The organism is Micromonospora sp. NBC_00898 (genome assembly GCF_045207895.1).
GTDB lineage: Bacteria > Actinomycetota > Actinomycetes > Mycobacteriales > Micromonosporaceae > Micromonospora.
This window is the reverse complement of record NZ_CP108775.1, coordinates 3669513-3695291: the sequence shown is the minus strand read 5'-3', so window position 1 is coordinate 3695291 and position 25779 is coordinate 3669513. Positions and strand designations below refer to the sequence as shown.

The following is a 25779-nucleotide window of genomic DNA, read 5'->3' as shown; positions in this document are numbered from 1 at the left end:
TGCGCCGGCACGACGGGGAGGGTGACATGCGACGGTGGCGGGTACGGGTGGCGGTGGCCGCCCTGGCCGGGACGGTGACGGCGATGGCGGGGTGCGGGGCGCCGGCCGGGTTGGACGGCGACCTGACCGACGACTGGCGGCCCGCCGCGGCGGCCGTGCAGTTCACCCCGAAGGTGGGCGACTGCCACGTGATCGCCGACCCGTCGAGTTACCTGACCAGCTACCAGCCGGTCGACTGCACGCGGCAGCACCTGCTGGAGACCTTTTACCTGGGCACCTTCACCGGCGCGGTAGCCGAACGGGAAACCCCGCCGCCGGTGGGTTCGGCGGTGCTGCGACCAGCGTTCGCCGAATGCGACGCGAAGGCGACCGCGTTCGTCGGTGGCGACTGGCGGGGCGCTCGCCTGACGGTGCAGGTCGCGCCCCCGTCCCCGGGCGGGTGGCAGGGTGGCAGTCGCTGGTTCCGGTGCGACATTTTCGAGCTGGACACGGCCGACGGCGGCTCCGCGCAACGGCATCCGGACGACCACCCCGTGCAGCACACCGGCAGCCTGCGGGACGCGCTGAAGGGCCCGTCACCGCTGGCCCTCGGGTGCCTGAACGAGGACCGGTACGGCGCCTTCGAGCAGACCGGCTGCGCCCGGCCGCACACGTTCGAGTACGTCGGCTCGTGGACGGCGCCCGACACCCCGTACGCGGACGCGGGCCGCGACGAGGACGGCGTGCACGCGAAGTGCCGGGCCCTCGTGGCCCGGTACGCGAAGGTCCCGGTCGACGGCGTGCTGCGCTACCGGACGGGCACCTCGTACCTGGTGCCGGCCGCGGAGGCGTGGGCGCGCGGTGACCGGGGGATCCGCTGCTTCTACTGGTCGGGGGGTCCGAAGGTGACCCACTCGATCAAGGGCGGTGGCACGAAGGCGCTGCCAGTCCGCTGAACGCGGTGCGCCGGCGGAGGCGGGCGGGGCAATCGGGTGAGCCGGGCCGGTCTGGCCGTCCACCATCGACCGGTGCCCCATCATCGCGCTCGGTCGCAGCGGCCTGCCGTCCGGCGTGGGGGTGTTTCGCGCTCGAATCCTCAGCACCGGCACCTGAGCCTGCACGGACCCCTTGCCGCAGATGCTTCTTTAGCTGAGGTCATAGCAGCGCGTCGGCACCAGCCACAGCTGCGACGACGTGTCGTCCTCCGGCGAGAGCCCCTCGACGTCCCAGCCGGATGCTTCCCGCCGAAGCCGTTCCAGGAAAGCGACCTCTCCCTCGTTACGACCGACCTCGTCCGGGAACCATCGAACGCCAACTGCCTCAACCACCGCTCGATCATGCCGCCCAGCGGCCTAACCTGCACCTTCCCCCTGCGCTTGGGGCGTTCCACCGAACATCCGGTCTATGCCGCCGACCGCGCGCTACGCCACGTTACCGACTCCAGGCCTACGGCGCCCGATGCGCAGCGGTTCAGGTTCGCCGTGGTCGTTGGCGTCCGGCTGCGGGTGATCGTGCACAATGCCGCCGTGGACGAGAACGAGTTCTGGACCATCGTCGAGGAAGCGCGCGCGGGGCTGGGTGACGACCGCGACAACGGCGAGGCGCTCGCCGAGGCTCTGGTCCAGCGGCTGGTGGCGGGGCCGGCGGACATCATCGCGGGTTTCGGCCGTCGACTGGATCGGCTGCACGATGCCTTGTACCGGTGGGATGTCTGGGCCGCGGCGTACCTCATCGGCGGCGGCTGCTCCGACGACAGCTTCATGGACTTCCGGGCCGGCGTCATCGCGTTAGGCCGGGAATGGTACGAGCGGGTGCTCGCCTCGCCGGACGCGCTCGCCGACCACCCGGTGATCCGCCGGGCCGCCGCCGAGGAAGACGACGAAGCGGTGTTCGCCGAGGCAATGCTCTACGCGGATGGCAAGGCCATGGAGCAACTCACCGGCGACGAGCACGCCTACGACAACATCCTCGACGAGGCCGGCCAGGACCCCGGTCGGGACCCGTTCGCCGACCCGGCCGGTGAGGATTTCGATTTCGACGACGACGCCGAGATGCACCGCCGCCTTCCCCGGCTCGCCGCCCTGTATCTGCCGGCGTGACCGCGACCGAGGTGGCAGCGCGCCGCCCGGGACCGTGAGACGCCCCGCACGCGCCGAACTGTTGATCGCCACATGATCCAGTGCGCGGACATGCCACTGACAGCTGCGTCCGAGACGACCGGATCTGCCGAGATGAGTGTGTCGGACATCGGGATCGGCGCGGCGACGACGAGGGTACGCTGGCCCCCGCCCATGCGCGCATTGGACCGGCGGGAAACAGGTCCCGGGTCTGCGCCTCACCTCGGGTAGGAGGTCCAGGTGACACTGGCCGACCTGTTCCGGTACGCAGACGGCACGCTGGATGGTGATCCGTGGCCGCTCGTGCGGGAGTTGGCCGTGAGCGGTGACCGCTCGGCGGCAGCGTCCGTGCAGGCCGCGCTGGAACGCTACGCGCGCGAGCGCAACTGGTACGGCCGGGACCTGATGGCGCACGTCTTGGCCGGACTGTCCGGGGCCGAAGTGTTCCCGCTGCTCCTGCGGGTCTTCGCTGGCGCGCTGCGCAGCGAGGACGACGATGACGGGGAACGGCTGGGCATGGCGTTGAGCGCTGTCATGCGAGCCGATCCGGCCGGCTGCCGGGCCGCCATCCTCCCGGTGCTCGCCGGCGATGATCCCAACTTGCGCAGAGCCGCGCTGTGGGCGCTGCGCGATGTGTTCGAGTCGTCCGACATGGGGACGCTGCGCGAGGCGCTGGCCGATCCCAATCCGGCAATCCGGCGCACCGCCCTCAACTCACTGCCGAGCGTGAACAACAACCCACAGGCATGTGAGCTTGTCGTCACGGCCTTGCAGGATCTGGACGCCTGGGTCCGGTGCGATGCCGTGCTCCTGCTGGCCTGGTCCGCCCCGCCGGCGGTCGTGGATCATCTGGTTTCGCTGACCTCCGATCCCGTCTGGTACGTCCGTTCGGTGCTGGGCGAGGCGATCGGCCGCAGGGCCGCGAACTCCGACCGCGCTCCGGCCGCAGCCGCCGCCCTGCGCGAGCTGCTCGCCGACTCCGAGTCGTCGGTGCGGGCCGGGGCGGTCCGCGGCCTTGGCATGCTGGGCGTGTCGCTCGACGCACTGCAGTCCAGGACGGACGACCCAGACTGGTGGGTACGCGCCGCAGTCGCGGATGTCCTCGCCGTCAATCTGCGACGCTGGCCGCCCGCACGTCCGCTGCTAGCCCAACTGACCGGCGACGCAAATGCGACCGTGCGGGAAACCGCAAAGAAGGCACTCCACGCCTCCGAATAACGCCCGGCCAGAACTACTGACAGAGCCATCCGGACGCAGTCCACGGCGGCCAACCCGGCACGCGCTCATGCCGCACAACGTGCGCCGATGCTGGCACGCCTGTTCTGGCGCCCGGAAGCACCGGAGTTGGCCCGCCGGTGGGACTGAAAGTTACGGCCCGATAACGACGTTCACGAGCGGCTCGTCCGCTGCGTACCGCCGGACCTGGTCGACCAGCAGTCGGCGGGCCCGGGGTGCCAACGCGGCGGTCAGGCCGCCGACGTGCGGGCTGATCAGGACGTTCGGCGCGGACCACAGCGGGTGGTCGGCGGGCAGCGGCTCGGGTTCGGTGACGTCCAGGGCAGCGTGCAGCCGGCCGGCGTCGAGTTCGGCGAGCAGCGCGTCGGTGTCCACCACCCGCCCCCGTGACACGTTCACCAGCAGGGCGCCGTCGGCCATCCTAGCGAGGAAATCCTTGTTCACCAGGCCCTCGGTCTCCGGGGTCAGCGGGGTGGCCAGGATAACAACATCCGCTTGCGGCAACATTTCCGCAATTTCGGAAACCGGCCGTACGCCGGGGCGGGCGCTCCGTGCCACCCGGCTGATTTCCACCTCGAACCCAGCGAGCCGGCGCTCGATCGCGGCGCCGATCGAGCCGTACCCGACGATCAGTACCCGGGCGTCAGCCAGCCCGGTCGACCAGCCCGAGTCCCAGCGGCCCTCGCCGCCCGCCCGGACGAAGTCCGGCAGCCGACGCCGGGCGGCAAGGGTGAGCGCCACGGCCAGCTCGGCGGTGGCCGCGTCGTGCACGCCCCGGCCGTTGGCCAGGATCAGGCCGGGCCGCAGGAACGGCAGGACGTGGTCGTAGCCGGCGGTCACGGTCTGCACCACTTTGAGCCGGGGCATCCAGGCGATCGGCTCGCAGAGGCGCGGATCAATAATCCCGTACGGAACCGCATAAAACTCGACGTCGTCCAGGTTCTCGGGCATGGGCTGAGTGCCGTCGTACAGCGCGACGTCAAGATCGCCAAGCTCGGCCACTGCGTCGGGGTGAGAGATCAGGTAGCGCACGGCGACAATCATGCCTGTTGGGTACTGCTCAGGACGGTGGTGGTGTCGTCGAGAGCCTCCTGCACCTGCCCGAGCAGCTCCAGTAGCGGGCCAGCGGTGTCGGCGAGCCGACGCCCGTTCGAACGCCCTCTCATAGCCGCGATCCGCGCGTGGCGGAGCGTGACGGCGGCCGCTACCGCTCGGCATCCTGATCTGCCGATGTCAGTGCACTTGACCATGCGGGTGAGACTGCTTTCAGGGCAGCTACATCGAGGCGGGGATCGGTAAGGTGCGTTCTATGGACTTCCGACCTGGTCGAGACGGTGATGACGGCCCCCGTAGCCCACGTGAAGTGTTTCTCCGGCTGGTAAACGGCGTCTGCGAAGGTCCGTACGAGGACTTAGCCGGCCTGTATGCCGAACAGACCCACGTCACGCATCCGTTCCACCCGCTCAACCCGCCGCCGCTGCGCAGCCGTAGCGAACTGCATGAGCACTTCACCGCCCCGCCCCCGGTCGCCCGAACGCTGAACCGGAAGCCGATCGACATCACCATCCACGAAACCGCGGATCCGGAGGTAATTGTCGCCGAGTTCGCCTACCAAGGGCAGGTCGGCGAGACAGGAGAGGAATTCACCGTCCCCTGCGTCTTCGTCATGCGTATCCGCGATGGGCTCATCGTCGAGTCCCGCGATTACATCGATCCGATCGCCAGCGCGCGGGCTTGGGGTCAGCTCGACAGCCTCCTGACCACGCTGCGCCCGCCGGCCGACGCCGACCGTTAAGCGCTTCACCAATTCAGACTCGAACTCGTTGCTGGTAGTCGCAGGGAATGTCTGCTGGGTCGCGGCGGGATCAGACGACGGCGGAGACCTTGAGCGAGATCAATGCTGTGATTGAACTGCGGCCGTCGCCGACGCGACGTCCTCTCATGCCGCTGATCGCGCGTCTTGATCGGCGTCGAGGATCGGCATGCCCCAGCGATAGGCGGCACGCCAGTTACGCACCGTGACAGCCGAGCCCGGAGAGAGCCGGCCAACTGTCACCCTTCAAGTGAAGTCGATGTGTAACGGATCAAGTGGAGCCCGGCATCGCCGGCAGCCGGTGTGTCCTCCGTCGACTGATGCCCGACACTCGTCCGCCAACTGATCTGCGACACCTCCGCGCGCTGATCGCGGCAGATCCGGTTGGCCGTCACAGTGGTCGCCAGGTCTGACATGGGGGATCGGATTGGCGCAACCAGGGTGGCCGCACGGGAGTCGACGCACGGAGCCAGGGCTACTGGTTAGGTGTTCACCAGCCACTGTTGCCCGTCGATGAGCTCGCGAACCGCGTCGAGGTGTCCGGCGTGGCAGGCGGTCTCGGTGATCACATGGAGCAGGACATCCCGAAGATTGTGCAGGCGCCATTCACCCTCGGGAAAGGGCCACCAGGCCAAGTCGGCATCGGCAGATGAGGCGGCGATGACGGCATCCGCCAAGGAAGCCTCATGGCGATAGCAGTCAAGGACATCGCCGGCGGGTAGTCCCGGGGCTACCTGCCATGGGCTGTCTTGGCTGCCGACCATGTCGATGACCTCCGGGTCGCCGGCCACAACAGCGCGGAACCACAAACGCTCCACCGACAGCGCGAGGTGCTGCACCATCCCCAGGCAGCTCCACCCCGAGGGCAGCACGGGGCGCCGCAGCGCCTCATCGCTCAGCCCTTCCACGGCACCCAGCACGTGGTTTCGCTGCCTCTGGAGGCACTGCATCAACGCGGTGATCTCGGCGTCGACTGCCACCGTCATTTCTAAACCTTCCTGTTGATCTCAACCGAAGTTCACCCGGCGACGAGCATCCCGCCTGGCGCCCATCGTTACGCCATCGCGAGCAGGGCGATGCCCATACCCGCGCTCATCACGCCGTGGCACAGTGCCGACCAGTCCAGCGGACACCCCGCCGCGTCCGTCGTCGCCGTGGACAGTCCACCGATGCGCATCCCGCGGCCAACCCACCAGAATCCGGCGAGTACCAGGTACCCCCCGAGCAGCGCACTGGCCCATCCGGCACACCCGACCGGCGCATGAGCCATCTCGGCCATGTCCATACCACTGTGACCGACGGCGGAGGCGTGCCCCGGTGTCGAGGCACCCATCCACACCATCGTCCCTGTCGCGGTGGCGAAGAACACCGGAAGGGCACGACCGCGCGGCGTCCACACCGCCCGCACCGCGAACCACCCCGCCGACATCATGAAAATGACAATCCGGGCCGCTGCCGGGACCGCCGCGCCCCACGGCCAGATCATCGCGATCATCGATAGGCCCATGACCAGGTGCAACATCTCGGAGAGTCGATGCTCCGCCACCGGAGAGAGCCACGCAGCGGGTGGGCGCAGGCACCGGAGCACGTGAAAGGCGGCCACCCCTCCGAACGCCACTGTCAGCAGCCATCGGAGGGGGGCAATGCCGATCATCGGCCCCACGAACGGTGGCGGGGCCTCGGGCAGACGCCGAACCTCAGTGGCAGCACTGGTGCGCGCTGCCGGCGGGCTCGGTGGCGCCCAGGTCGTCGTCACGGCCGGCGGCGAGGCGCGACCACTGGGAGGTTGGCCGCCCGTCGAGGCGGAACTGGTCGCCGTCGGTCCGGAAGCGCTGCGGCCAGCCTTCCGGCGAGTCCTCCCAGTGCTCCTGGCGACCGTAGACGGTCATGTCGAGCAGGCCGTACGACGGCGCCATCGCTTCGACGCCCCGCCCGGTGGTCCAGTAGGTCTCGAACACGCGGTCGCCCTGGCGCAGGTAGCACGCCTTCATCCCGAACGCGCGGCCGGCGACGAGGGAGTCGAGCGACTCCCCGGGCACCGAGTACCAGGGCGCGTCCCAGCCCATGAAGTCGCGGTAGCGCGACGTCTCCTCGAACGGCCCCTGGCAGAAGACCGCGAACGTGACGTCGCGCGAGTGCAGGTAGGACAGCTCGAGCACCTGGCCGGTGAAGAACGTGCAGCCCTCGCACTGGTCGGCGGCCGGCCTGCCCGTGTGCCACATGTGGTACGACGCGAACAGCTGGGTCCTGCCCTCGAAGGCGTCGAGCAGGGGGACCGGGCCGTCGGCGCCGACCAGGGGGGTGGTCGGGTCGACCTCGACCATCGGCAGCCGCCGGCGGGCCGCGGCGATGGCGTCGCCCTCGCGGGTGTGCGCCTTCTCGCGGAGCCGGAGCTCGTCGAGTTGCTTCTGCCAGGTCTCGCGGTCGGTGATCGGGGGCGCCGGTGGCGTGGTCATGGGTTCCTCCTCGTGACGGGAAGCTATGAGGCTAATAGTGGCTGCTAGGATCAAGCAAGTACGATTCTTGGACTCACCAGTGTGACGAACGGGCGGCGCGGTTCCGGACAAGGCGTAGGGAGGTTTTCGGTGCCGACTCAGCGGGGTTATCGGCAGGCGTGCGGTGTGGCGCGTGGCCTCGACATCGTGGGTGAGCGGTGGTCGCTGCTCGTGGTGCGCGAGCTGCTGCTGGGGCCGAAGCGGTTCACCGACCTGCAGCAGGCGCTCCCGACCGCCAGCCCGAACGCGCTGTCCGACCGGCTGCGCGAGCTGGCCGACGCGGGCGTCGTACGCCGTCGGCAGCTGCCTCCGCCAGGGAATGTGCGGGTCTACGAGTTGACGGCGTGGGGTCGCGGCCTCGAGCCGATCGTGGTCGCGCTGGGCACCTGGGCGCTGGCCGCCCCGCCGACCGCGGAACAGCTCTTCGTGAGCGCGGACAGCGCCATGCTGACCATCCGCACCTACTTCGTGCCGACGGAGCGGCCCGAGGCGAAGCTCCGGATCGAACTACGCGACCACGGTCCTGCCGGAGTGTTCGGCCTTCGCCTCACGTCGGCCGGCGCCGAGGTCACCCACGAGCCGCCCGACGAGCCGGACGCCGTCCTGATCACCACGACGGATGCCCTCCTCGCCGCCTTCGGCAGCGACGACCTCGCCGCGCTCGTAGCGGCCGGCGCCGTCATCGGTGATCCCGAGGTCGTACGCCGTCTCGTCGCGGGCACGCGCGTCCCGGCATCCACAGATCAGCACAGAAACGGCACCTCCGGCCAAGGAGGCCCGGGCGGATCGCCGCCAGAGGTTGCTCGAAAAGCGACGCAATGTCGCACCAGATAGGTTTCGCCCTGTTTGGTCGACGCTCCGGCCCGGCGTCGGCCAAGGTCACGTGTACGCATCTGGCACCCCTCTGTGTCATCCATGAAGGAGCGGGGCCGGTCAAGGCTGGGGTTTTGACCTGCTGACGTTGATTTTTCCGGTTCCGGCAATGGGTTTCGGGCAGGCGTGTGTGCGGTGCCGGGGTCAACGGCTGGGCCGTAGGCCCACCCCGCAGGGGCTTGGCCTTGACGCCGGCGCCGTGCGCGCCATGCTGGTGATGCCGGAAGGCGTTGTGGGTGGTCGCGTCACCAGTTCCGACCGATGTCGGAGGGGCAGGCCGAGGGGTTCGGCTGCCGGTCATCCATTCGCCCCGCGCGGGTTCCGGGGGCATGGTGGTGTGCGACCGTGACCGGACGGGGTCAATCAAGCGGGCGGCCTCGCCGTCGGCCGACGGGGGTCAGACACAGAACGACCTCGCGTCCGGTCACGTCCGAACCTGCTCACGCCGCCGCCCGGGCTGGTGCGAGGGCACGGATGTGCCCGTCGCGCAGGCCGTAGTAGACGAGGGTGAGCAGCTTGCGGGCCACCGCGACGGCCAGCCATATGCGAAGTTCATGAAGCACCCGTCGATGGTGTCGAGCAGGCTCATGCCGGCGGCGAACAGGACCGGCAACGTGAGAATGGCGTACCACGGCAGGCTGGAGGCCGCGGCGCCGCCGGCGAGTACGAGGAGGGACACCTCGGTGGCGGTGTCGAAGCCGAGGCCGAACAGCAGGCCGATCGGGTACATGTGCCACGACTTGGTGACCGCGCGGGTGGCGCTGGTGAGGATGCGGTTGAGGAACCCGCGGTTGTTGAGCTGCTCCTCCAGCTCGGCCTCATCGAAGTGTCCATGGCGCATACGGCGGAACACCCGCACGATGCCGGCGAGGACGACGAGGTTGATGATCCCGATCAGGTAGAGGAACACACCGGAGACTGTGGTGCCGATGAGGCTGGTGGCCTGTTGCAGGGCTGAGGAGTCGTCGGCCACCTCGCCGGCCAGGGCCTTCACGCCGAGGGACAACAGGAAGCACAGGCCGAACACCACGCTTGAGTGCCCCAGGGAGAACCAGAAGCCGACGGAGACTGGTCTCTTCCCCTCGGCCATCAGTTTGCGGGTGGTGTTGTCGATCGCCGCGATGTGGTCCGCGTCGAAGGCGTGCCGCATACCGAGCGTGTAGGCCGTCAGCCCCAGACCGACGCCGAAGACACCTGTGGCGCTGACCTGGTACCGCGCCGGCGCGACCACGAGAAGCAGCACCCCCCACCCGACGAGGTGCAGCGCGGCGATGAAGACTCCCATGCCCATCAGGCCGGCTCGGCCGCGGCGGTCGAGCGCGCGCCCTGTCGTCTGGGGGCGTCTGCCACCCCGATTGCTGCCATTTGCCGTTCCTCCCTTGTTCCGGTAGCTGTGCGAGTGGTTGCCACGTCCGTCCGGGCCGGCACGCCTCGACGCGCCGCCCGCCCCGGCAGGGCGTGGCGGCGCGTCATCGGCACTCGGTTGTCGATCTCCGTCCGGCGGGACGGCCCGACGTCAGTCGACCGGCGGGACGTAGGGGAAGTGGTTGGTGGGCTTGCGGGTGATGGAGTCCTTGGTCAGGCCGATGGTGAAGGCGGTGTTGGTGGCGAGGGAGAACATGACGTCGGGGGCGTTGTCGGTCAGGGAGCGGCCGTTGAACCCGTTGAACCCGTACACCGCCGGGGCGCCGATGGCGTAGGACAGAACGTCAGGCAAGAGCCTGGCGGCAACCGCGGCGCCGTACGCCTGCGGGTCTTCCGCGGTGCCGTAGGCGGCGACGACCCCGGCGACCGCGTCGGCCACGACCTTGCCGTAGTTCGTGGTGTCGTCGACCGGGCGGGTGAGGTTGAGCTGGTCGCCCAGCTCCTCGTTGTACTGGGTGAGCAGCGGGTGGATCATGGGGTGTCCGGCGCGGTTGACCTGGCGCCAGCCGCCGGCGTCGGTGGCGAGGTTGGTCACCGCCCACACGTCGATCTGCTTGTCGGGGCCGGCGGAGGCGAGCAGCTGGTCGTCCGGGACCTCCAGGACGATGGCGTGCACGGTGTGTCCGGCGAACAGGTTGGTCGCCTGCGCCGGGGTCCACCCGGACAGGTCGGCCTGGGTGCCGTCGGTCAGGGCGTGGCCGATGGCGTGCAGGACGTCGGGTTCGATCCAGAACGGGTCGCCCGCCGTGCCGACCCAGAGCCGCAGGCCGTCCGTGGTTTCGACGGACCCGCCGGTGCTGCCCTCGGCGAGCAGGGTGCCCCGCGTGTGCGGATCCCCGGCGTCCGTGCCGGTGAGTCGGTACAGGCGCAGGTTCTGGTTGCCGGCCGGGTCGAGCGCGCCGAAGGTGAGCCGGTAGCTGAGGTCCTCGACGGCGTCGCCGTTGGTATCGATCTTGAACTCGTACTGGGCCTCGTGGTGGAAGCCGGCCGGGACCTCGTGGCCGGTCACCTGGGTCGCGATCGAGTGGTTGACGTTCATTACGAAGACGGTGCCCCGCTCGCCGCGGAACAGGTACAGGTCGCTGATGTCCAGCCGGACGTCCTTACGCGCGGCGGGCGAGTCGAGGTGATGCGACATCGGAATCAAACTCCTCTGGGTTAGATGTGTCGTGCGGTACCGCCGGTCGCGGGTCATCACGGCCGGTGCGAGCGGCGGCTGGTGGTCGGGTTGTTCTGGGATGGCCGGTCGGTCGTCCGCCAGGGGTGTGCCGAGGGCCGGGGGGTTGGTCAGGCGGCGCCGTAGAGCGCGGCGCGGAGTACGCCGATCGCCTGGGTGATCGCCGCCTCGGCGGCGTGCGTCCCATGCAGGGCGTTGAGCATCACGAAGTCATGGATGATGCCCTGGTAGCGCACGGCGGTCACCGGAACGCCGGCTTCGCGGAGCTTGTTCGCGTACGCCTCGCCCGCGTCCCGCAGCACGTCGGCTTCACCCGTGATCACCAGCGCCGGGGGCAGGTCCCGGAGCTGCTCGACGGTCGCCCGTAGCGGCGACGCGGTGATCTGCGCCCGCTCGGCCGGGTCGGTCGTGTACTGGTCCCAGAACCACTGCATCGCGTCACGGCGCAAGAAGTAGCCGGTCGCGAACTGCTGATACGAGCCGGTGTCGAAGGCGGCGTCCGTGACCGGGTAGAAGAGCACCTGCTGGGCCAGCGTCACACCGCCCCGCTCCTTCGCCATCAGGGTGAGCGCAGCCGCCATGTTCCCGCCGACGCTGTCCCCGGCCACCGCGATCCGGCCGGCGTCCAGGTCGTGCGCGGCGCCGTGCGCGGCGACCCACGTCGCCACCGCGTAAATCTCCTCGATGGCGACCGGGTAGCGCGCCTCCGGCGAGAGGCTGTAGTTCGGGAAGACCACGGCGGCGCCGGTGCCGACGGCGAGTTCCCGAACGAGCCGGTCATGGGTGTGGGCGTTGCCGAACACCCAACCCGCGCCGTGAACGTAGATGATCACCGGCAGCGGGCCGGTGGCGCCGGCCGGGCGCAGGATTCGCACCGAAACCGACCCGTTCGGTCCGCCCGGCACGGTCAGGTCCTCGATGTCGGCCTTCGGCTTGCTGATCTCGCCGCTCTGTACCTCGTCGACTGTCTTGCGCCCCTCGATAGGGCCGAGGTCGAACAGGTACGGCGGGTTCGCGGTCGCGTCGGCGAACGCCTGCGCCGCCGGCTCAAGCACCACGTGCTGGTTCTTCGGCTGGTCCATGTCTCTCTCCTCGACGTCTGCCCGTACGAGCCGACGGTTGTCTCGTACCGCGGAGACCCTGTCCGGGGCCCTTGCGGCTGACCTGAAGCCTTCCGAAACGGCCGGGAAAAGGCTGTCGAGCGATCACCAGGCTTTCGCCGTTGTTTGCCCGACGGCGCGTCTGGGGCTAACCCAACGGCGGGCATCCCGCCGGTGCCGGCCGCCTGCGCCGGCCGGAGAGGGCCGCCGCGGCGGCTAGGATTGCGACCGGTACTCGGTTCCGGTCGACCGGCACGAGCGCCGACATGGCAGGAGCTCACCCCAGCGGGCAATTCCTCCTGTTGTATGTCATCTCGCAAGCCGGTATCCCAACGGCCTTCGCGGGTCTGGAATCGAATCAGAGAGGGCCGTGGTGTACGCCGGCACGCGCCGCACCCGCCGGAATGGGCGGGCTGTGGGTGGCCGTCGCCGTGCCCGGCTCCGGGAGGCTGGAGAGCAGATGAGCAGCACACTTCGCGTCGTTGTCGGTGAGGACCAGCCGATCGTCCGGGAAGGCGTCATGTCGATGCTGGCCCGCGTGGGCATCGAGGTTGTCGCGTCGGTCGCCGACGCCGACGAGCTGGTCCGTGTCACGGCCGACCTGCGGCCGGACGTGGTGATCACGGACATCCAGATGCCGCCGAACCTCGCCGACGACGGCCTGCGGGCAGCGCTGCGGATCAGGGCCGCCCAGCCGCAGGTCGGCGTGATCGTGCTGTCTCAGTTCCTCGACCCCGGCTACGCCCTGGACCTCGTCGGCGACGATCCGTCCGGACTGGGCTACCTGCTCAAGGAGAAGATCGCCAGCCCCGAGATGCTGAGCGACGCGGTGCAGCGGGTCGTGGCGGGCGGTTCGGCGCTCGATCCGGACGTCATCGCCACTCTCATCGGTCGCAGACGCACCGGCGATCCGCTAGGCGTGCTCACGCCCAAGGAGCGCGAGGTCCTGTCCCTCATGGCCGAGGGCCATTCGAACGCGGGGATCGCCGCGAAACTGTTCGTCACGGTGCCCGCCGTCGAGCGGCACATCACCGGGATCTTCCAGAAGCTCAACCTGCAGCAGGCGGATTCGACCCAGCATCGGCGGGTGCTGGCGGTGCTGACGTTCCTCAGGAACTGAGGAGAGCGCGGAGGTCGGCGTCGAACAACTGGTCCTTCGGGACGAACGACCGGACGCCCGCGCCGGTCAACGCCTCGGCCGACCGCGCCGACGGGTCGGTCGAGGTCAGCACCACGTTGGGCGGCCGGATGTCGGAATGGAGCGCCCGCGCGACGGCGGGGCGCCGTTCAGCACGCTGACCGACAGGTTCCTCTCCCGCCCCTTCCAGCCGGGCATCGAGGTCGTGGCGTCTGCTGGCGACGCCGACGAGCTGGTCCGGGTCGCGGCCGACCAACGGCCGGACGTCGTGGTCGCCGACATTCGGATGCCGCCGGACCTGGCCGACGACGGGCTGCGGGCGGCGCTGCGGATCGGGGCCGCCCAGCCGACGGTCGGGGTGATCGTGCTGTCGCAGTTTCTCGACGCCGGCTACGCGCTCGAACTCGTCGGTGCCGACCCGTCCGGGGTTGGCTACCTGCTCAAGGAGAAGATCGCCAGTCCCGAGATGCTGAGCGACGCCGTGCAGCGGGTGGTGGCCGGCGGTTCGGCGCTCGACCCGGACGTGATCGCCAGCCTCGTCGGCCGCAAGCGGACCGGCGACCCGCTGGGTGGGCTGACGCCCAAGGAGCGGGAAGTGCTCTCCCTCATGGCCGAGGGTCACTCGAACGCGGGGATCGCCGCCAAGCTGTTCGTCACGGTCCCTGCCGTCGATTAGCACGTCACCGGGATCTTCCAGAAGCTCGACCTGCGGCAGGCGGACTCCGGCCAGCGCCGGCGGGTGCTGGCGGTGCTGGCGTACCTCAGGAGCTGAACAGGGCCCGCAGGTCGGCGTCGAACAGCCGGTCCTTCGGGACGAACGAGCGTACGCCGGCCGCGGCCAGCTCCTCGTCGGGCCAGGGCGACGAGTCGGTGGAGGTCAGCACCACGCGCGGTGCCCGGGCGTCCTGTCGGAGGGTACGGGCGACGGCCAGTCCGTTCTGGTCGGGCAGGTTCAGGTCGAGCAGGACACCGTCGGGGCTGTGCCGGCGTACCGCCTCGATCCCGGAGGCGCCGTCGACCGCTTCGGCGACGACCTGTAGGCCGCGGACCGCGAGCAGGGTCGCCGCGATGCGGCGGAATCCGGGATCGTCGTCGACGACCACCACGGTGACGGACATGGGTACAGCATCGCGCGGGGAAGCTGCCGGGGTCCATGGGGCCAACCCCACGAAACCGGGTTCAGCCCGGCACGGGTATCCGCGCTCGGACCACCGTTCCGCCGTCGGGCGGTGACGAGATCATGAGTTCGCCGTCGAACGCGGCCACCCGGTCGGCCAGGCCGACCAGCCCGGATCCCGGCGTGTCGGGACCGACACCGCCGATGCCGTCGTCCGCGACGATCACCTCGAGGTCGTTCAGCAGGGCGAGCGTGATCTCGATCCGGGAGGCGCCGGAATGCTTCACGGCGTTGGTCAGCGCCTCAGAGATCAGGAAATAGAGGTTCGACTCCAACGCGGCGGGCAGGCGCCGGTCGAGGCCCCCGGAGACCACGGCCGGCACCGGGCAGTGGGCCGCCAAGGCGTCGACGGCGGCGATCAGGCCTCGGGAGGTCAGCACCGACGGGTGGATACCGGCGGCGAGCTGGCGCAGCTCGTCGATGGCGGCCTGCGCCTCGTCGATGGACTGATCGATGAGCGGCAGCGCGTCCGGACTGGTGGTGGCGACCTGCTCCCGTACCAGACGCAGGCCGATCAACAGGGTGATCAGCCGTTGCTGGGCGCCGTCGTGCAGGTCCCGTGATGTCTGCCGGTGCACCGCGGCGACGTTCTCGACCAGGCGCCGTTGCGCCGCCCGGGACTCCGACGCGCGGATCTCGGCCGCGTCGCGTTCCCGCGCCGCCCGCTCGATCTCCCGGTCGTTCACGCCCGTGCGTTCACCGCTGGACGCCGGGTCAACGGCCGTTTACGGGCGCTGGGCGCTTCAGGCCGGTATCGGGATCTGCGCCAGGATTGAGGTGCCGCCGCCCGGGGGCGACTCGATGGTCAACGTGCCCTCGAAGGCGGCCACGCGGTCCGCCAGCCCGGTCAGACCACTCCCGGCCGTGGTCTCGCCCACGCCGCCGATACCGTCGTCAACGACTCGGATCCGCAGGATCTCCCCGAGTTCAAGGGAGATGTCGATCCGCGACGCCTGGGCGTGCTTGACCGCGTTCGTCACGGCCTCGGCCACAACGAAATACGCGTTCGATTCAACGGCAGAGGGAATCCTCTGGTCACACTTGCTGTCGACGACAGCGGGTATCGGGCACCGGTACGCCAGGTCTTTCACCGCCGCCACCAGCCCCTTCACCGTCAGCACGGGCGGGTAGATCCCGAATGCGAGTTCCCTCAGCTCGTCGATCGCCGCCTGCGCGTCGGCGATGGACTGGTCCAGCAGCTCGGTCGCGGACGATTCCGCATCGGAGATCAGCTCCCGTGCGAGCCGGAGCCCGATCATCAGGCTGACGAGCCGTTGCTGCGCCCCGTCGTGCAGGTCCCGAGCCGTGCGCCGGTGTACCGCCTCGACGCTCTCCATGATGCGCTTGCGGGTGTTCTGCAAGGAGGCCGCCATGGTGTTGAAGGACGTACCCAGCGCGCCGATCTCCGCCACGTTGCTGGGGGTGATCCGCACCCCGAGGTCACCGTCCGCGAGCCGTCCCGCTGCGGCGGCCGCCGCGCGCACCGGCCGCACGACGGCGCGGTGCTGGAGCACCGTGAAAGCGGCCACCAGCGCAGTCGATGCCGCCAGCCCCACACCTGCCGCGATCACCGCCCGCCGCCCGTTGGCTCCTGCGGTGTCTTCGCGCGCCGCGAGCTTGGCGCGTTCGTCCGCCGTGTACCGGCCGAACTGGGCCCGCAAGGCATCGACGCGCCGCTTCCCCTCGGCCGTCGTCGCCAGACCGGATGCGGCGGGATCACCCCGCCGGACTGCCTCGACCAGCGGAATCGAGTAGTCCTTGATCAGGGAGTCGACGCCCTGCGTGATCTGTCCGGCAGTGCGGCGCTGTTCGGGCGAGGTAGCGGTCTCGGTGAACCGCCGGGCCTCCGCAGGGAACTGCTCCCGCGCAGCCTGCCACGGCTGGAGGAACTCCTCGCGCTTGGTGAGCACGAAGCCGCGCTGCCCCGTCTCGAGGTCGAGGACCAGCTGTTCCATGCTGCCGGCTTCGACGAGGGCCGTCCGGGAAGCCTGTCTCGCCGATGCGGACCTGTTCGCGTCAGCGATCGCCCACAGCAGGACGGCAAACGCGACGCCTATCAACAAGGCAAGCAGGCCGCTCGCCGCAATCGTGAGGTTCGTCAGCCCCAGTCGCGAACCCACATACCCCGGCCGTGCCCTCATGATCCGCCTCTCGATGGAAAGCGCCGGAGCGGATTGGCGGGCCACGGCGGAACTGGAGCCACACGCCGCGCCGAAGGCACGTGCGCTGACCCGTCCGGAAGGCGCGGCGTGTACCAGCCGGACGCGGAGCGAGTCCGCGGGCGCGGCCAGCGCAAGGAGCATTCGAGGAGAGACGGATCGTAGGTGACGACCGCCCGTTTGTCGTGCTGGGGACTAGGTCCTCTACTGGGTCCTCTGCTGGAGTATCCAGCCGCAGTTGCGGCGGGATTGGTGTAGTGGATGCGCCCGTCTGGGGCCACGACCCAGATGGCCTGCGGCACGCCATAGTTGGGGAACTGCAGACGGATGACGGGCGTGGGGAAGTTGATCAGTGCGCCGCCCCGACGCAGCCCGCGCGCGGCCTGCTGGGAGACGACGAAGGTCCCGCGGATGTTGGCGGGGTGGGCGTCGAGGATGCCGGGGTGCGGCGTCTCGATGGTCATGCGACGGACGCACTCTTCCCGCGTCCTGTGGCGTGATCGCTCATGTCGCTTCCTCGGATCCCATTCACGTCTCTCCCGGCCGACCAACCTGCCCGCATCCGTCGGGCCGTTCCTCGTCACGGACCGGGACACGGCGTCGCTCGCATCATCCGGCCCCGACAGTCCCGGCGTCCAAGACGAGATGCCGACGAGGTGATAGGCGAGGCCTATCGGACCGGCTTTCCGTGGCCCGCATCCACTTCCGGGTTGAACAACACGTCCAGCCGCAGGGTCGCCGCCACGGCCGCGAACGCCCGGCCCAGCACGGAGCCCGGCTCGGCGGCGGCCGTCACCAGGCCGACGTCGGAGGAGGCGGGCGCGCCGGTCACCGAAATCACCCGCAGACCGGCGGGCAGCCGGAAGATGTAGTTCCACGGTTGTGGCACCAGGCTCGCCCACCGGTCGGTGCCGACGTGGGCGTACAGGGCGTCGACCGAGTCCGTCTCGATCTGCGGCGCGACGCTGAGGCCCTCGGCGGCCAGGGCATCGTCGACCGCCTGCCTGCCGCGTATCCTCGGCTTCAGCAGGCACAGCGGCAGCAGGGTGACCTCCTGCCAGCTCAACTTTTCAGTGTTCGGGGGCAGGAGGTCGTCGGAGGCGACCAGCACCATCCGCTCCCGGTACAGCGGGAGGACGGTCAGCTCGGTCGTGTCCAGTTCGCTGAGGTAGACGACGCCGGCGTCGAGTTCGAAGCGGCGCAGGCGCTCCACGATCTCGGCGGTGGGCAGGCCACCGTCGAGCCGCACCCGGGCCAGCGGGTGGGTGGCGCAGAAGGGTTCGACCAGCAGGGCGACAGTGGTGGTGGCGGCCGGGATGAGGCCGAGCCGCAACTGCCCGGCCAGCCCCGACTTCAGCGCGGTTACCTCCTGCTTGAGCGCGTCATGATCGGCCAGAATCCGCCGCGCCCACAACACCAGACGCTCACCTTCGGGCGTCAGCCCCTGGAACGCCCGGCCGCGCCGCACCAGCGGCACATCCAGCTCGCGTTCCAGCTTCCGGATGGCCTCCGACAGCGCCGGCTGCGACACGTAGCAGGCAGCCGCGGCCCGCGCGAAGTGCTGCTCGCGCGCGAGCGCGACGAAGTACTCGAGTTGACGGAACAACATGACCACACAGTGCCAGCGCCTGCTCGTTCGCGAGGGGTAAGCCGACCGTTCGGGGACCGCCCGTGGGGTTGACCCCAGGCGCGCCGTGGGGTGGACGGCGACGAAATCATGGAGGTCGCTCGACAGCCTTCCCCCGGGTCGTGCCGGAAGGCTTGAGCTCAGCCGCGACGGCTTCGGACCGACTGTCGGCGCCGTCCTCCACCCGCTAACCACGCGTGAGAAGTTTGCGGGCGGCGGCGACCTTGCCGATGTTCGCGCCGCGGTTGCCGCCGATACGCGCCCGGGTGGCGGCGATCTGTTTGGTGATCCGCCCGCGCCGGATCTTGGTGTCGGACTCACGGTGGCGTGGGGTCAGCCCGGCCCAGGAGCACAACTGCTCAGGGCGGGTGAAGCGGTGCACATCACCGATCTCGGCGACGAACAGCGCGGCCAGGATCGGGCCGACACCGTCGATGGCCTGCACCGCGACATAGCCGGGGTGAGTGGCCAGGCGGGCGCTGGTCATCTTGGCGTACAGGTCGATCTCGAACCCGAACGCGTCGATCAACCGCCGCAGCGAAGCGATCCGCCCCGCATAGACATCCGGCAGGCGCAGCTCGGCGAGCAGCTGCTGCCCGGCAACGCCGAACAGGTCGCTCATCGGCACGCTCACACCGCATTTGGCCAGGACCCCGTGCACCCCGGCCTTCAACCCTGACCGCGCCGCGACCAGTTTGGCGCGGTGACGCACCAGCTCGCGTAGCTCGCGGGTGGCCGGTGGCGCGATCCACGCCTCAGGCAACCGGCCCATCCGCAGCAGATCCGCAAGGTCAGAGGCGTCACGCACGTCGTTCTTGACCCGCCGGTGGGCGAACCCCTTCACACCGAGCGGGTGCGCCAGGTGCACCTGCGCACCGGCCTCGGCGAGCACGTCAGCGGCCCAGTACCAGCCGTACGTTGCCTCCAACACCACCTGCGGGGACTCACCCCAGCCGGCCACCTGCTCGGCCAGGGCGAACCGGTCGTTGTCGATGCGCGTGACACCTAACCGGTCACCGGCCTCGGTCTGCTGCACGATGACCGTGCGCCGCCGGTGCAGATCGATACCCACCACCTGCCGGCCGTCGTAGTCTGTGTTCACAGGGGCCTCCAACGTCGTGACGGACGTGAACACCTCCGAGTGAACGCCCAACGGCACGCCCAGAGCGAGATTCACGAGGAGCGGAGGCCCCGCCCCTTCATCGCATCAGAGCCGGTGCAGCGTCCTGCTTCACAACTGCACCCAACGGCAGCGAACAGCAGTCAACGGCAGTCTATGTCACCTGGTAGGGGAGTATCTGCAGGTCAGGGCGGTAAGGAGTGCCAGGTTGCCCGGACCTTGCATGTGGGTGCAGATTGGGTGCAGCTTGGCGAAGTGGTCACCACGTCCGAAGTGCTCACCGAGGCCGGGCAGAGCAGAGCGCTCTGACCTGCGACGATGCGGGCGAGCGAGCCGGCGTGACCTCCCAGAGAAGACCGAAGTGGTCAACCGGCGGCGCCACGGGTTGTACTAACCCGGCGACCTACTTCGGGGGCCTCGGCGCCTCAGCCGTCGCGGGCGTTCGGTCGGCGCGCATCTCTGCGATCTGCAATCGGGTGTCGGGGCTCGTCTCATGAACTGATACCCCGATCTCACTGGCAACGCTCTGACCAGGGGTTTCCTGTTCGGTGACCTTTTCGGCAGCTCAGAAGTGGTCAGGCTGCGGTGCTTCGTGCCTGGGTGCTGCCGACGGTCGGGCACTCCTTCGGACGGCACCCGCAAGGTTGCCGGGCGGGGGCCGGGTTCGACGGCCACTCCTGAATTCAGGACGGGTGCTGGTGTCTGGCCGAGAGGCGGTGTCGTCAGTTGCCGGGTAGGACGTACCACCAGCCGCCGCCGAGGTGCTGTCCGAGGGTGACCCGGGCGGGCTCGCCGAAGAGGTCGATGAGTAGGTCCGGGCGGGGTGTGGCGTCGAGGTAGACGTATCCGCCGGCGTCGTCCGGGACACCGACCCATTGGGGCAGGAACACGACCGGCTTGCCGTCTTGGCTGCCGACGACCGCCGCGCGGCCGTTGGTGGGTTGGCTGGCGAAGGCAGCGAGGCATCTCGAGGTTGAGGCCAGCCGTTGAGCGCCGATTGGTGCCGCAGTTCAACGCTGTTCAGCGCACCCGGCTGCCTCCCAATGGGCTCCCCTGTCCCTACCCGACGGCCAGGCCGTGGACCACCTTGCGCAGCCGCTTGGCGACCGCTGGGGGCCAGCGCGGCGAGCGGCTGCCCGGGACCGAGGCGGGCCGGTCCGGGTCAGGGCCGCCCGGGTCTGGCGGTACTTCACCGCCCGATGGGCACCACGTACGGGAAGGAGTCGGCGCGGGCGTCCTTCGTTGTGTCCGGGGTGAGGCCGGAGGTCATGCCGGTGTTGAGCACCAGGGAGAACATCACCTCGGGCGCGTTGTCGGCCCTGGTGCGGCCGTTGCGCGCGGCGAAGCCGTAGTTCGCTGGGGTGCCGACCTCGTATGACAGCACGTCCGGGTAGAGCGCACGGGCCACGCTCCAGCCGTACGCCTGCGGGTCCGGCGCGGTGCCGTTCGCGGCCACCACCTGGGCCACGGCCGTGGCGATCTCCTCCCCGTCGGCGCGCAGGTCCTCACAGGGGTGCCGGGTGTTGGCCGGGTTGCTGAAGTCGGTGTCGGTGGGCCAGAAGATCGGCCACATCATGGGGTGCCCGGCGCGGTTGATCTGCCGCCATCCGCCGGCATCGGTGGCGAGCTTGGTGGCCGCCCAGACGCCGATCCGGGTGCCCTGGCCCAGCATCGGCTCGTCGGAGACCTCGAGGACGATCGAGTCGACGGTGGTGCCGGCGAAAGTGTTCTTGGCCTTCTCCGGCTTCCAGGCGTTGCGGTCCAGCTTGGCGCCGTTTTTGAAGGCGTCGTTGACGGTGGCGAGCTGGTCGAGGTCGATGTAGAAGGGGTCGGTGATCCGCCCGGCCCAGATCCGCACGTGCTCGCCGGTCACCTCCGCGCCGGTGCGCCCCTGGGCGAGCAGGGCGCCGGTCGCCGCGTCGTCGTGGGCGTCGGCTCCGGTGAGCGCGTGCAGGGTGAGGTCCTGCCCGCCCTGGGCGTCGAACTCGCCGAAGGTGACGCGGTAGGTCAGTTCCTCCATCTCCGACCCGTTGATGTGGATCTTGAACTCGTACCGGGCCTCGTGGTGGAAGCCGGGCTTGATGTCCGCCTTCGTCACCGAGCTGTTGACGTCCATCACGAACACGGTGCCGCGTTCGCCGTCGAAGACAAACAGGTCGTCGAGGTAGAGCTGGCCGGTCTGGGCGGCGAGCGGGGTGTCGAGGTGGTGCGACATGGGCTGGCTCCCGAGGTTGCGCTGATGCAGGACCGGGCCTAGGCTAGCCGGGCGAAAAGTCCACAAGAGGCCAATTCGGCGACATTACGCCGATCGGGCCGCCGTACCGGGTGCTCAACGGCCCGATCCGGCGCGCGCGTTAGAGATTGCGACTTGGCTCTCCGCTTGCTCCCCGTCGAGCAGGTACCGCGGCTCCCGCGCTTTAGCAGAAGGTCGCCGGGCTCAGACCAGCACCAGCACCAGCACCAGCACCAGCACCAGCATGATGGGACGCCAGAACGCCGTTACACCAGTTCGACATGGCGACGGCCGAGTTCATCGACCGGGTGCCAGGTACGGCTCTCCGGCCGCCCCTTCCGTGCTGCGCCTCAGTGGTCAGGGTGATCGTCGAAGGGACTGGTGTCGCATTGCGGCGCCGTGGAGGCGTCCCTGATCCCCGAAGGAGCGAGCGCCCGAAGGTGCCGCAGCAGCGGGGCCGCCTCAGGTGGGCAGGGCGCCCCCGCCGCTTCGGCTCGTAGCCGGTCGACGCTGACGGGACGTCGACGCGTGGCGCTGGGGAGCGCCAGGCAACCCGATGCCGCCGCCCAGGGCGGTCGCATGCGACCTCCCCGATGGCGAGGTGCCGCAGCTGGGCCGACGGTGTGCCAGCTGGGTTGGGCCGCGCGTCAGGCGACGTCATCCGGTGAGGTGCCCACCGCCCCGGTTTCCGCAGCGAGCATCCACGCCTGCTTCTCCAGCGTGCCGATTACGGCGTGGAGTAGGTCCGCCGAGGACGGGTCTTCGGCGTCGACCTGGTCGTGGACGGCCCGTGCCGTAGAGGCGGCCGTACGCAGCCGGACGGCGACCGCCGCAGCGGCCGTCGCGGTGCTCAGCTCGCCAGCCGGCAGGGCCGGGAGGCTCGTCGTGGAGGCGACGGTGTCGGAGCGGCCGTCCGGGGTGGATCCCAGCGCGCGCATCCGCTCGGCAAGCGTGTCGGCGGCCTCGCGGGCGGCGTCGACCACCTCGTCCAGCAGCAGGTGCAGGCCGCGGAAGTTCGGCCCCACGACGTTCCAGTGTGCCTGCTTGGCGACCAGATGCAGCTCGATCAGGTCGACGAGGACCGCCTGCAGGTTCGCGGCCAAGCGCGGCGAGCCGGTGAAGCCGGTCGCCCCGGCCGCCAGGGTGCGGCCCCCCGTATGCGTGGATGTGGGTGTCGTGATGGTCATCGCAGATCAGTCCCATCGTGGTTAGCGGGTGGAGGACGGCGCCGACAGTCGGTCCGAAGCCGTCGCGGCTGAGCTCAAGCCTTCCGGCACGACCCGGGGGAAGGCTGTCGAGCGACCTCCATGATTTCGTCGCCGTCCACCCCACGGCGCGCCTGGGGTCAACCCCACGGGCGGTCCCCGAACGGTCGGCTTACCCCTCGCGAACGAGCAGGCGCTGGCACTGTGTGGTCATGTTGTTCCGTCAACTCGAGTACTTCGTCGCGCTCGCGCGCGAGCAGCACTTCGCGCGGGCCGCGGCTGCCTGCTACGTGTCGCAGCCGGCGCTGTCGGAGGCCATCCGGAAGCTGGAACGCGAGCTGGATGTGCCGCTGGTGCGGCGCGGCCGGGCGTTCCAGGGGCTGACGCCCGAAGGTGAGCGTCTGGTGTTGTGGGCGCGGCGGATTCTGGCCGATCATGACGCGCTCAAGCAGGAGGTAACCGCGCTGAAGTCGGGGCTGGCCGGGCAGTTGCGGCTCGGCCTCATCCCGGCCGCCACCACCACTGTCGCCCTGCTGGTCGAACCCTTCTGCGCCACCCACCCGCTGGCCCGGGTGCGGCTCGACGGTGGCCTGCCCACCGCCGAGATCGTGGAGCGCCTGCGCCGCTTCGAACTCGACGCCGGCGTCGTCTACCTCAGCGAACTGGACACGACCGAGCTGACCGTCCTCCCGCTGTACCGGGAGCGGATGGTGCTGGTCGCCTCCGACGACCTCCTGCCCCCGAACACTGAAAAGTTGAGCTGGCAGGAGGTCACCCTGCTGCCGCTGTGCCTGCTGAAGCCGAGGATACGCGGCAGGCAGGCGGTCGACGATGCCCTGGCCGCCGAGGGCCTCAGCGTCGCGCCGCAGATCGAGACGGACTCGGTCGACGCCCTGTACGCCCACGTCGGCACCGACCGGTGGGCGAGCCTGGTGCCACAACCGTGGAACTACATCTTCCGGCTGCCCGCCGGTCTGCGGGTGATTTCGGTGACCGGCGCGCCCGCCTCCTCCGACGTCGGCCTGGTGACGGCCGCCGCCGAGCCGGGCTCCGTGCTGGGCCGGGCGTTCGCGGCCGTGGCGGCGACCCTGCGGCTGGACGTGTTGTTCAACCCGGAAGTGGATGCGGGCCACGGAAAGCCGGTCCGATAGGCCTCGCCTATCACCTCGTCGGCATCTCGTCTTGGACGCCGGGACTGTCGGGGCCGGATGATGCGAGCGACGCCGTGTCCCGGTCCGTGACGAGGAACGGCCCGACGGATGCGGGCAGGTTGGTCGGCCGGGAGAGACGTGAATGGGATCCGAGGAAGCGACATGAGCGATCACGCCACAGGACGCGGGAAGAGTGCGTCCGTCGCATGACCATCGAGACGCCGCACCCCGGCATCCTCGACGCCCACCCCGCCAACATCCGCGGGACCTTCGTCGTCTCCCAGCAGGCCGCGCGCGGGCTGCGTCGGGGCGGCGCACTGATCAACTTCCCCACGCCCGTCATCCGTCTGCAGTTCCCCAACTATGGCGTGCCGCAGGCCATCTGGGTCGTGGCCCCAGACGGGCGCATCCACTACACCAATCCCGCCGCAACTGCGGCTGGATACTGAGGTTCCCCCGATAGCGTGGAGGCCGGACCTAAGGGGATAGATGGTCATGGCTGAGACGAGGCGGCGGTTCGACCGGGAGTTCCGTGAGGGCGCCGTGCGGATCGTGCGGGAGACGGGCAAGCCGATCGCGCAGGTCGCTCGGGACCTGGGGATCAACGACGGCACCTTGGCCAACTGGGTGGCGCAGGACCGGCGGGCTCGGGGTGAGGCCGCCGCCGGCGGTCTCGGTGAGGACGAACGCGCCGAGCTGGCTCGGCTGCGCAAGGAGAACGCCGAGCTGGCGATGGAGCGCGATGTGCTCAAGCGATCCGTGGTCCTGTGGGTCAAGGAGGCGACGAAGTGACTGTGGCCGGGTTCGTCGCCGCTCAGAGGACCGAGCACGCCGTGCCGCACGCGGTGACCTGCCGGGCGCTGGGGCTGAGTGAGTCGTGGTTCTACAAGTGGCGTGACCGGCAACCCACCACGCGGCAGACCCGCCGCGACGCCCTCGATGAGGCGATCCGGGCCTGCTTCGACGCCTCCGGCGGCACCTACGGCTCTCCCCGGGTGACCCAGGATCTGCACGCCGACGGGTGGCAGGTGTCGGTCAACACCGTCGCGGCGCGGATGGCCGCCCTCGGCCTGGCCGGACGCACCCGAAGGCGCCGACGCAGCCTCACCAAGCAGGGCAAACGCCCGGTGGCGCCGGACCGGGTGCGGCGGCAGTTCACCGCCGTCGCGCCGGACGTGTTGTGGTGCGGCGACATCACCGAGGTCGTCACCGACGAGGGCAAGCTCTACCTGGCCACGGTGATCGACCTGTACTCGAGGCGGCTGCTCGGCTACGCGATGAGCGCGCATCACGACGCCGACCTGACCCAGGCGACCCTGGGCATGGCCGCCGCGACCCGCGGCGGCACCGTCGACGGAGTGATCTTCCACAGCGACCGCGGCAGCGAGTACACCGCCGCCGACTACGCCAAGGCCTGCCGCCGCCTCGGTGTCCTACAGTCGATGGGCCGGGTCGGCTGCGCCCTGGACAACGCCGCCGCCGAAGCGTTCAACTCCACCATCAAGGTCGAGTACATCCACCGGCAACGGTTCCGCACCCGATCCGAGGCCCGACTCAAGATCGCCACCTGGATCGTCGACTTCTACAACGTCCGCAGACGTCACAGCGCCTGCGACGGCATGTCACCCGTCGACTACGAACACTTCATCGCCGAAGCCCGCCGGGCTCAGGCAGCTTAAACAACCCTCCACGCTTCCAGGGGATTGACAATACTCCAGCAGAGGACCCAGTAGAGGACCTAGTCCCCAGCACGA

The 25779-nt window shown here is 69.7% G+C and carries 29 protein-coding genes; 11 read left to right on the top strand and 18 right to left on the bottom strand.

Features of this window, described 5'->3' with window-relative positions; translation table 11 throughout:
* Positions 1–26: 26 nt before the first annotated feature.
* The gene (locus tag OG799_RS18030) at positions 27–935 is read left to right on the top strand and encodes a septum formation family protein (protein ID WP_406036360.1); all 909 of its coding nucleotides are present in this window, start codon (positions 27–29) and stop codon (positions 933–935) included.
* A 189-nt stretch (positions 936–1124) separates the two neighbouring features.
* On the opposite strand, the gene OG799_RS18025 is transcribed toward OG799_RS18030, so the two are convergent.
* Complete coding sequence (locus OG799_RS18025; RefSeq protein WP_406036359.1) at positions 1125–1307, bottom strand: hypothetical protein; 183 nt, start codon at positions 1305–1307, stop codon at positions 1125–1127.
* Between the two features lie 198 nt (positions 1308–1505).
* On the opposite strand from OG799_RS18025, the gene OG799_RS18020 reads away from it, so the two are divergent.
* Positions 1506–2078: a DUF4240 domain-containing protein gene (locus OG799_RS18020; protein ID WP_406036358.1), complete on the top strand. Its 573-nt coding sequence runs from the start codon at positions 1506–1508 to the stop codon at positions 2076–2078.
* Positions 2079–2336: 258 nt separating this feature from the next.
* A complete protein-coding gene (locus OG799_RS18015) occupies positions 2337–3314 on the top strand; it encodes a HEAT repeat domain-containing protein (protein WP_406036357.1) in 978 nt (325 codons plus the stop codon).
* Positions 3315–3464: 150 nt separating this feature from the next.
* Here OG799_RS18015 and OG799_RS18010 read toward each other — a convergent pair whose 3' ends face one another.
* Together OG799_RS18010 and OG799_RS18005 are read right to left on the bottom strand one after the other, a co-directional pair.
* The gene (locus OG799_RS18010) at positions 3465–4376 is read right to left on the bottom strand and encodes a 2-hydroxyacid dehydrogenase (RefSeq protein ID WP_406036356.1); all 912 of its coding nucleotides are present in this window, start codon (positions 4374–4376) and stop codon (positions 3465–3467) included.
* Positions 4373–4498: a hypothetical protein gene (locus OG799_RS18005; RefSeq protein ID WP_406036355.1), complete on the bottom strand. Its 126-nt coding sequence runs from the start codon at positions 4496–4498 to the stop codon at positions 4373–4375. Before OG799_RS18005 ends, OG799_RS18010 begins: the two co-directional genes overlap by 4 nt.
* Positions 4499–4695: 197 nt before the next feature.
* Between OG799_RS18005 and OG799_RS18000 the strand changes: the two genes are divergently transcribed.
* Positions 4696–5127, top strand: coding sequence for a nuclear transport factor 2 family protein (locus tag OG799_RS18000; protein WP_307849118.1), 432 nt, complete (start codon positions 4696–4698; stop codon positions 5125–5127).
* A gap of 500 nt (positions 5128–5627) precedes the next feature.
* On the opposite strand, the gene OG799_RS17995 is transcribed toward OG799_RS18000, so the two are convergent.
* The 3 genes from OG799_RS17995 to OG799_RS17985 all read right to left on the bottom strand — a co-directional run bounded on the left by OG799_RS17995 (position 5628) and on the right by OG799_RS17985 (position 7601).
* Positions 5628–6131: a DinB family protein gene (locus tag OG799_RS17995; RefSeq protein ID WP_406036354.1), complete on the bottom strand. Its 504-nt coding sequence runs from the start codon at positions 6129–6131 to the stop codon at positions 5628–5630.
* Between the two features lie 68 nt (positions 6132–6199).
* Entirely contained in the window at positions 6200–6799 is a 600-nt protein-coding gene (locus OG799_RS17990) for a DUF5134 domain-containing protein (RefSeq protein WP_406036353.1), read from the bottom strand.
* Positions 6800–6842: 43 nt separating this feature from the next.
* Positions 6843–7601: a DUF899 family protein gene (locus OG799_RS17985; RefSeq protein ID WP_406036352.1), complete on the bottom strand. Its 759-nt coding sequence runs from the start codon at positions 7599–7601 to the stop codon at positions 6843–6845.
* Between the two features lie 129 nt (positions 7602–7730).
* On the opposite strand from OG799_RS17985, the gene OG799_RS17980 reads away from it, so the two are divergent.
* Positions 7731–8474, top strand: a complete 744-nt coding sequence (locus OG799_RS17980) for a winged helix-turn-helix transcriptional regulator (RefSeq protein WP_406036351.1) — start codon at positions 7731–7733, stop codon at positions 8472–8474.
* A gap of 463 nt (positions 8475–8937) precedes the next feature.
* On the opposite strand, the gene OG799_RS17975 is transcribed toward OG799_RS17980, so the two are convergent.
* From OG799_RS17975 to OG799_RS17965, 3 genes are all read right to left on the bottom strand, one after another.
* Positions 8938–9798, bottom strand: coding sequence for a HoxN/HupN/NixA family nickel/cobalt transporter (locus OG799_RS17975; RefSeq protein WP_406036350.1), 861 nt, complete (start codon positions 9796–9798; stop codon positions 8938–8940).
* Positions 9799–10029: 231 nt separating this feature from the next.
* Complete coding sequence (locus tag OG799_RS17970; protein ID WP_406036349.1) at positions 10030–11076, bottom strand: DUF4331 family protein; 1047 nt, start codon at positions 11074–11076, stop codon at positions 10030–10032.
* A gap of 149 nt (positions 11077–11225) precedes the next feature.
* A complete protein-coding gene (locus OG799_RS17965) occupies positions 11226–12197 on the bottom strand; it encodes an alpha/beta hydrolase (protein ID WP_406036348.1) in 972 nt (323 codons plus the stop codon).
* A gap of 478 nt (positions 12198–12675) precedes the next feature.
* Between OG799_RS17965 and OG799_RS17960 the strand changes: the two genes are divergently transcribed.
* A complete protein-coding gene (locus tag OG799_RS17960; RefSeq protein ID WP_406046317.1) occupies positions 12676–13335 on the top strand; it encodes a response regulator in 660 nt (219 codons plus the stop codon).
* On the opposite strand, the gene OG799_RS17955 is transcribed toward OG799_RS17960, so the two are convergent.
* The gene (locus tag OG799_RS17955) at positions 13325–13450 is read right to left on the bottom strand and encodes a hypothetical protein (RefSeq protein ID WP_406036347.1); all 126 of its coding nucleotides are present in this window, start codon (positions 13448–13450) and stop codon (positions 13325–13327) included. The two genes, OG799_RS17960 and OG799_RS17955, sit on opposite strands and share 11 nt — an antisense overlap.
* A gap of 21 nt (positions 13451–13471) precedes the next feature.
* Between OG799_RS17955 and OG799_RS17950 the strand changes: the two genes are divergently transcribed.
* Positions 13472–14029, top strand: a complete 558-nt coding sequence (locus tag OG799_RS17950; RefSeq protein ID WP_406036346.1) for a response regulator — start codon at positions 13472–13474, stop codon at positions 14027–14029.
* Between the two features lie 85 nt (positions 14030–14114).
* On the opposite strand, the gene OG799_RS17945 is transcribed toward OG799_RS17950, so the two are convergent.
* The 8 genes from OG799_RS17945 to OG799_RS17910 form a co-directional block, all read right to left on the bottom strand.
* Positions 14115–14471: a response regulator gene (locus OG799_RS17945; RefSeq protein ID WP_406036345.1), complete on the bottom strand. Its 357-nt coding sequence runs from the start codon at positions 14469–14471 to the stop codon at positions 14115–14117.
* 61 nt (positions 14472–14532) lie between these two features.
* Positions 14533–15216 carry a sensor histidine kinase gene (locus OG799_RS17940; protein ID WP_406036344.1) on the bottom strand — a complete coding sequence of 228 codons (684 nt, stop codon included), beginning with the start codon at positions 15214–15216 and terminating at the stop codon, positions 14533–14535.
* A 57-nt stretch (positions 15217–15273) separates the two neighbouring features.
* Entirely contained in the window at positions 15274–16716 is a 1443-nt protein-coding gene (locus tag OG799_RS17935) for a CHASE3 domain-containing protein (protein WP_406036343.1), read from the bottom strand.
* A 643-nt stretch (positions 16717–17359) separates the two neighbouring features.
* Positions 17360–18298 (bottom strand): LysR substrate-binding domain-containing protein, encoded by a 939-nt coding sequence (locus OG799_RS17930; RefSeq protein WP_406036338.1) that lies wholly within the window; start codon positions 18296–18298, stop codon positions 17360–17362.
* Positions 18299–18503: 205 nt separating this feature from the next.
* Positions 18504–19418 carry an IS110 family transposase gene (locus OG799_RS17925; RefSeq protein ID WP_406036342.1) on the bottom strand — a complete coding sequence of 305 codons (915 nt, stop codon included), beginning with the start codon at positions 19416–19418 and terminating at the stop codon, positions 18504–18506.
* A 740-nt stretch (positions 19419–20158) separates the two neighbouring features.
* The gene (locus OG799_RS17920) at positions 20159–20326 is read right to left on the bottom strand and encodes a hypothetical protein (protein WP_406036341.1); all 168 of its coding nucleotides are present in this window, start codon (positions 20324–20326) and stop codon (positions 20159–20161) included.
* Between the two features lie 299 nt (positions 20327–20625).
* The gene (locus OG799_RS17915) at positions 20626–21651 is read right to left on the bottom strand and encodes a DUF4331 family protein (RefSeq protein ID WP_406036340.1); all 1026 of its coding nucleotides are present in this window, start codon (positions 21649–21651) and stop codon (positions 20626–20628) included.
* A gap of 665 nt (positions 21652–22316) precedes the next feature.
* A complete protein-coding gene (locus OG799_RS17910; RefSeq protein ID WP_406036339.1) occupies positions 22317–22856 on the bottom strand; it encodes a Dps family protein in 540 nt (179 codons plus the stop codon).
* Between the two features lie 230 nt (positions 22857–23086).
* On the opposite strand from OG799_RS17910, the gene OG799_RS17905 reads away from it, so the two are divergent.
* The 4 genes from OG799_RS17905 to OG799_RS17890 all read left to right on the top strand — a co-directional run bounded on the left by OG799_RS17905 (position 23087) and on the right by OG799_RS17890 (position 25704).
* Positions 23087–24025: a LysR substrate-binding domain-containing protein gene (locus OG799_RS17905; protein ID WP_406036338.1), complete on the top strand. Its 939-nt coding sequence runs from the start codon at positions 23087–23089 to the stop codon at positions 24023–24025.
* A gap of 206 nt (positions 24026–24231) precedes the next feature.
* The gene (locus tag OG799_RS17900) at positions 24232–24474 is read left to right on the top strand and encodes a hypothetical protein (protein WP_406036337.1); all 243 of its coding nucleotides are present in this window, start codon (positions 24232–24234) and stop codon (positions 24472–24474) included.
* Between the two features lie 46 nt (positions 24475–24520).
* The gene (locus OG799_RS17895; protein ID WP_357115009.1) at positions 24521–24817 is read left to right on the top strand and encodes a transposase; all 297 of its coding nucleotides are present in this window, start codon (positions 24521–24523) and stop codon (positions 24815–24817) included.
* Positions 24814–25704: an IS3 family transposase gene (locus OG799_RS17890; protein ID WP_406036336.1), complete on the top strand. Its 891-nt coding sequence runs from the start codon at positions 24814–24816 to the stop codon at positions 25702–25704. The genes OG799_RS17895 and OG799_RS17890 overlap by 4 nt, the downstream gene beginning before the upstream one ends.
* Positions 25705–25779: the final 75 nt, after the last annotated feature.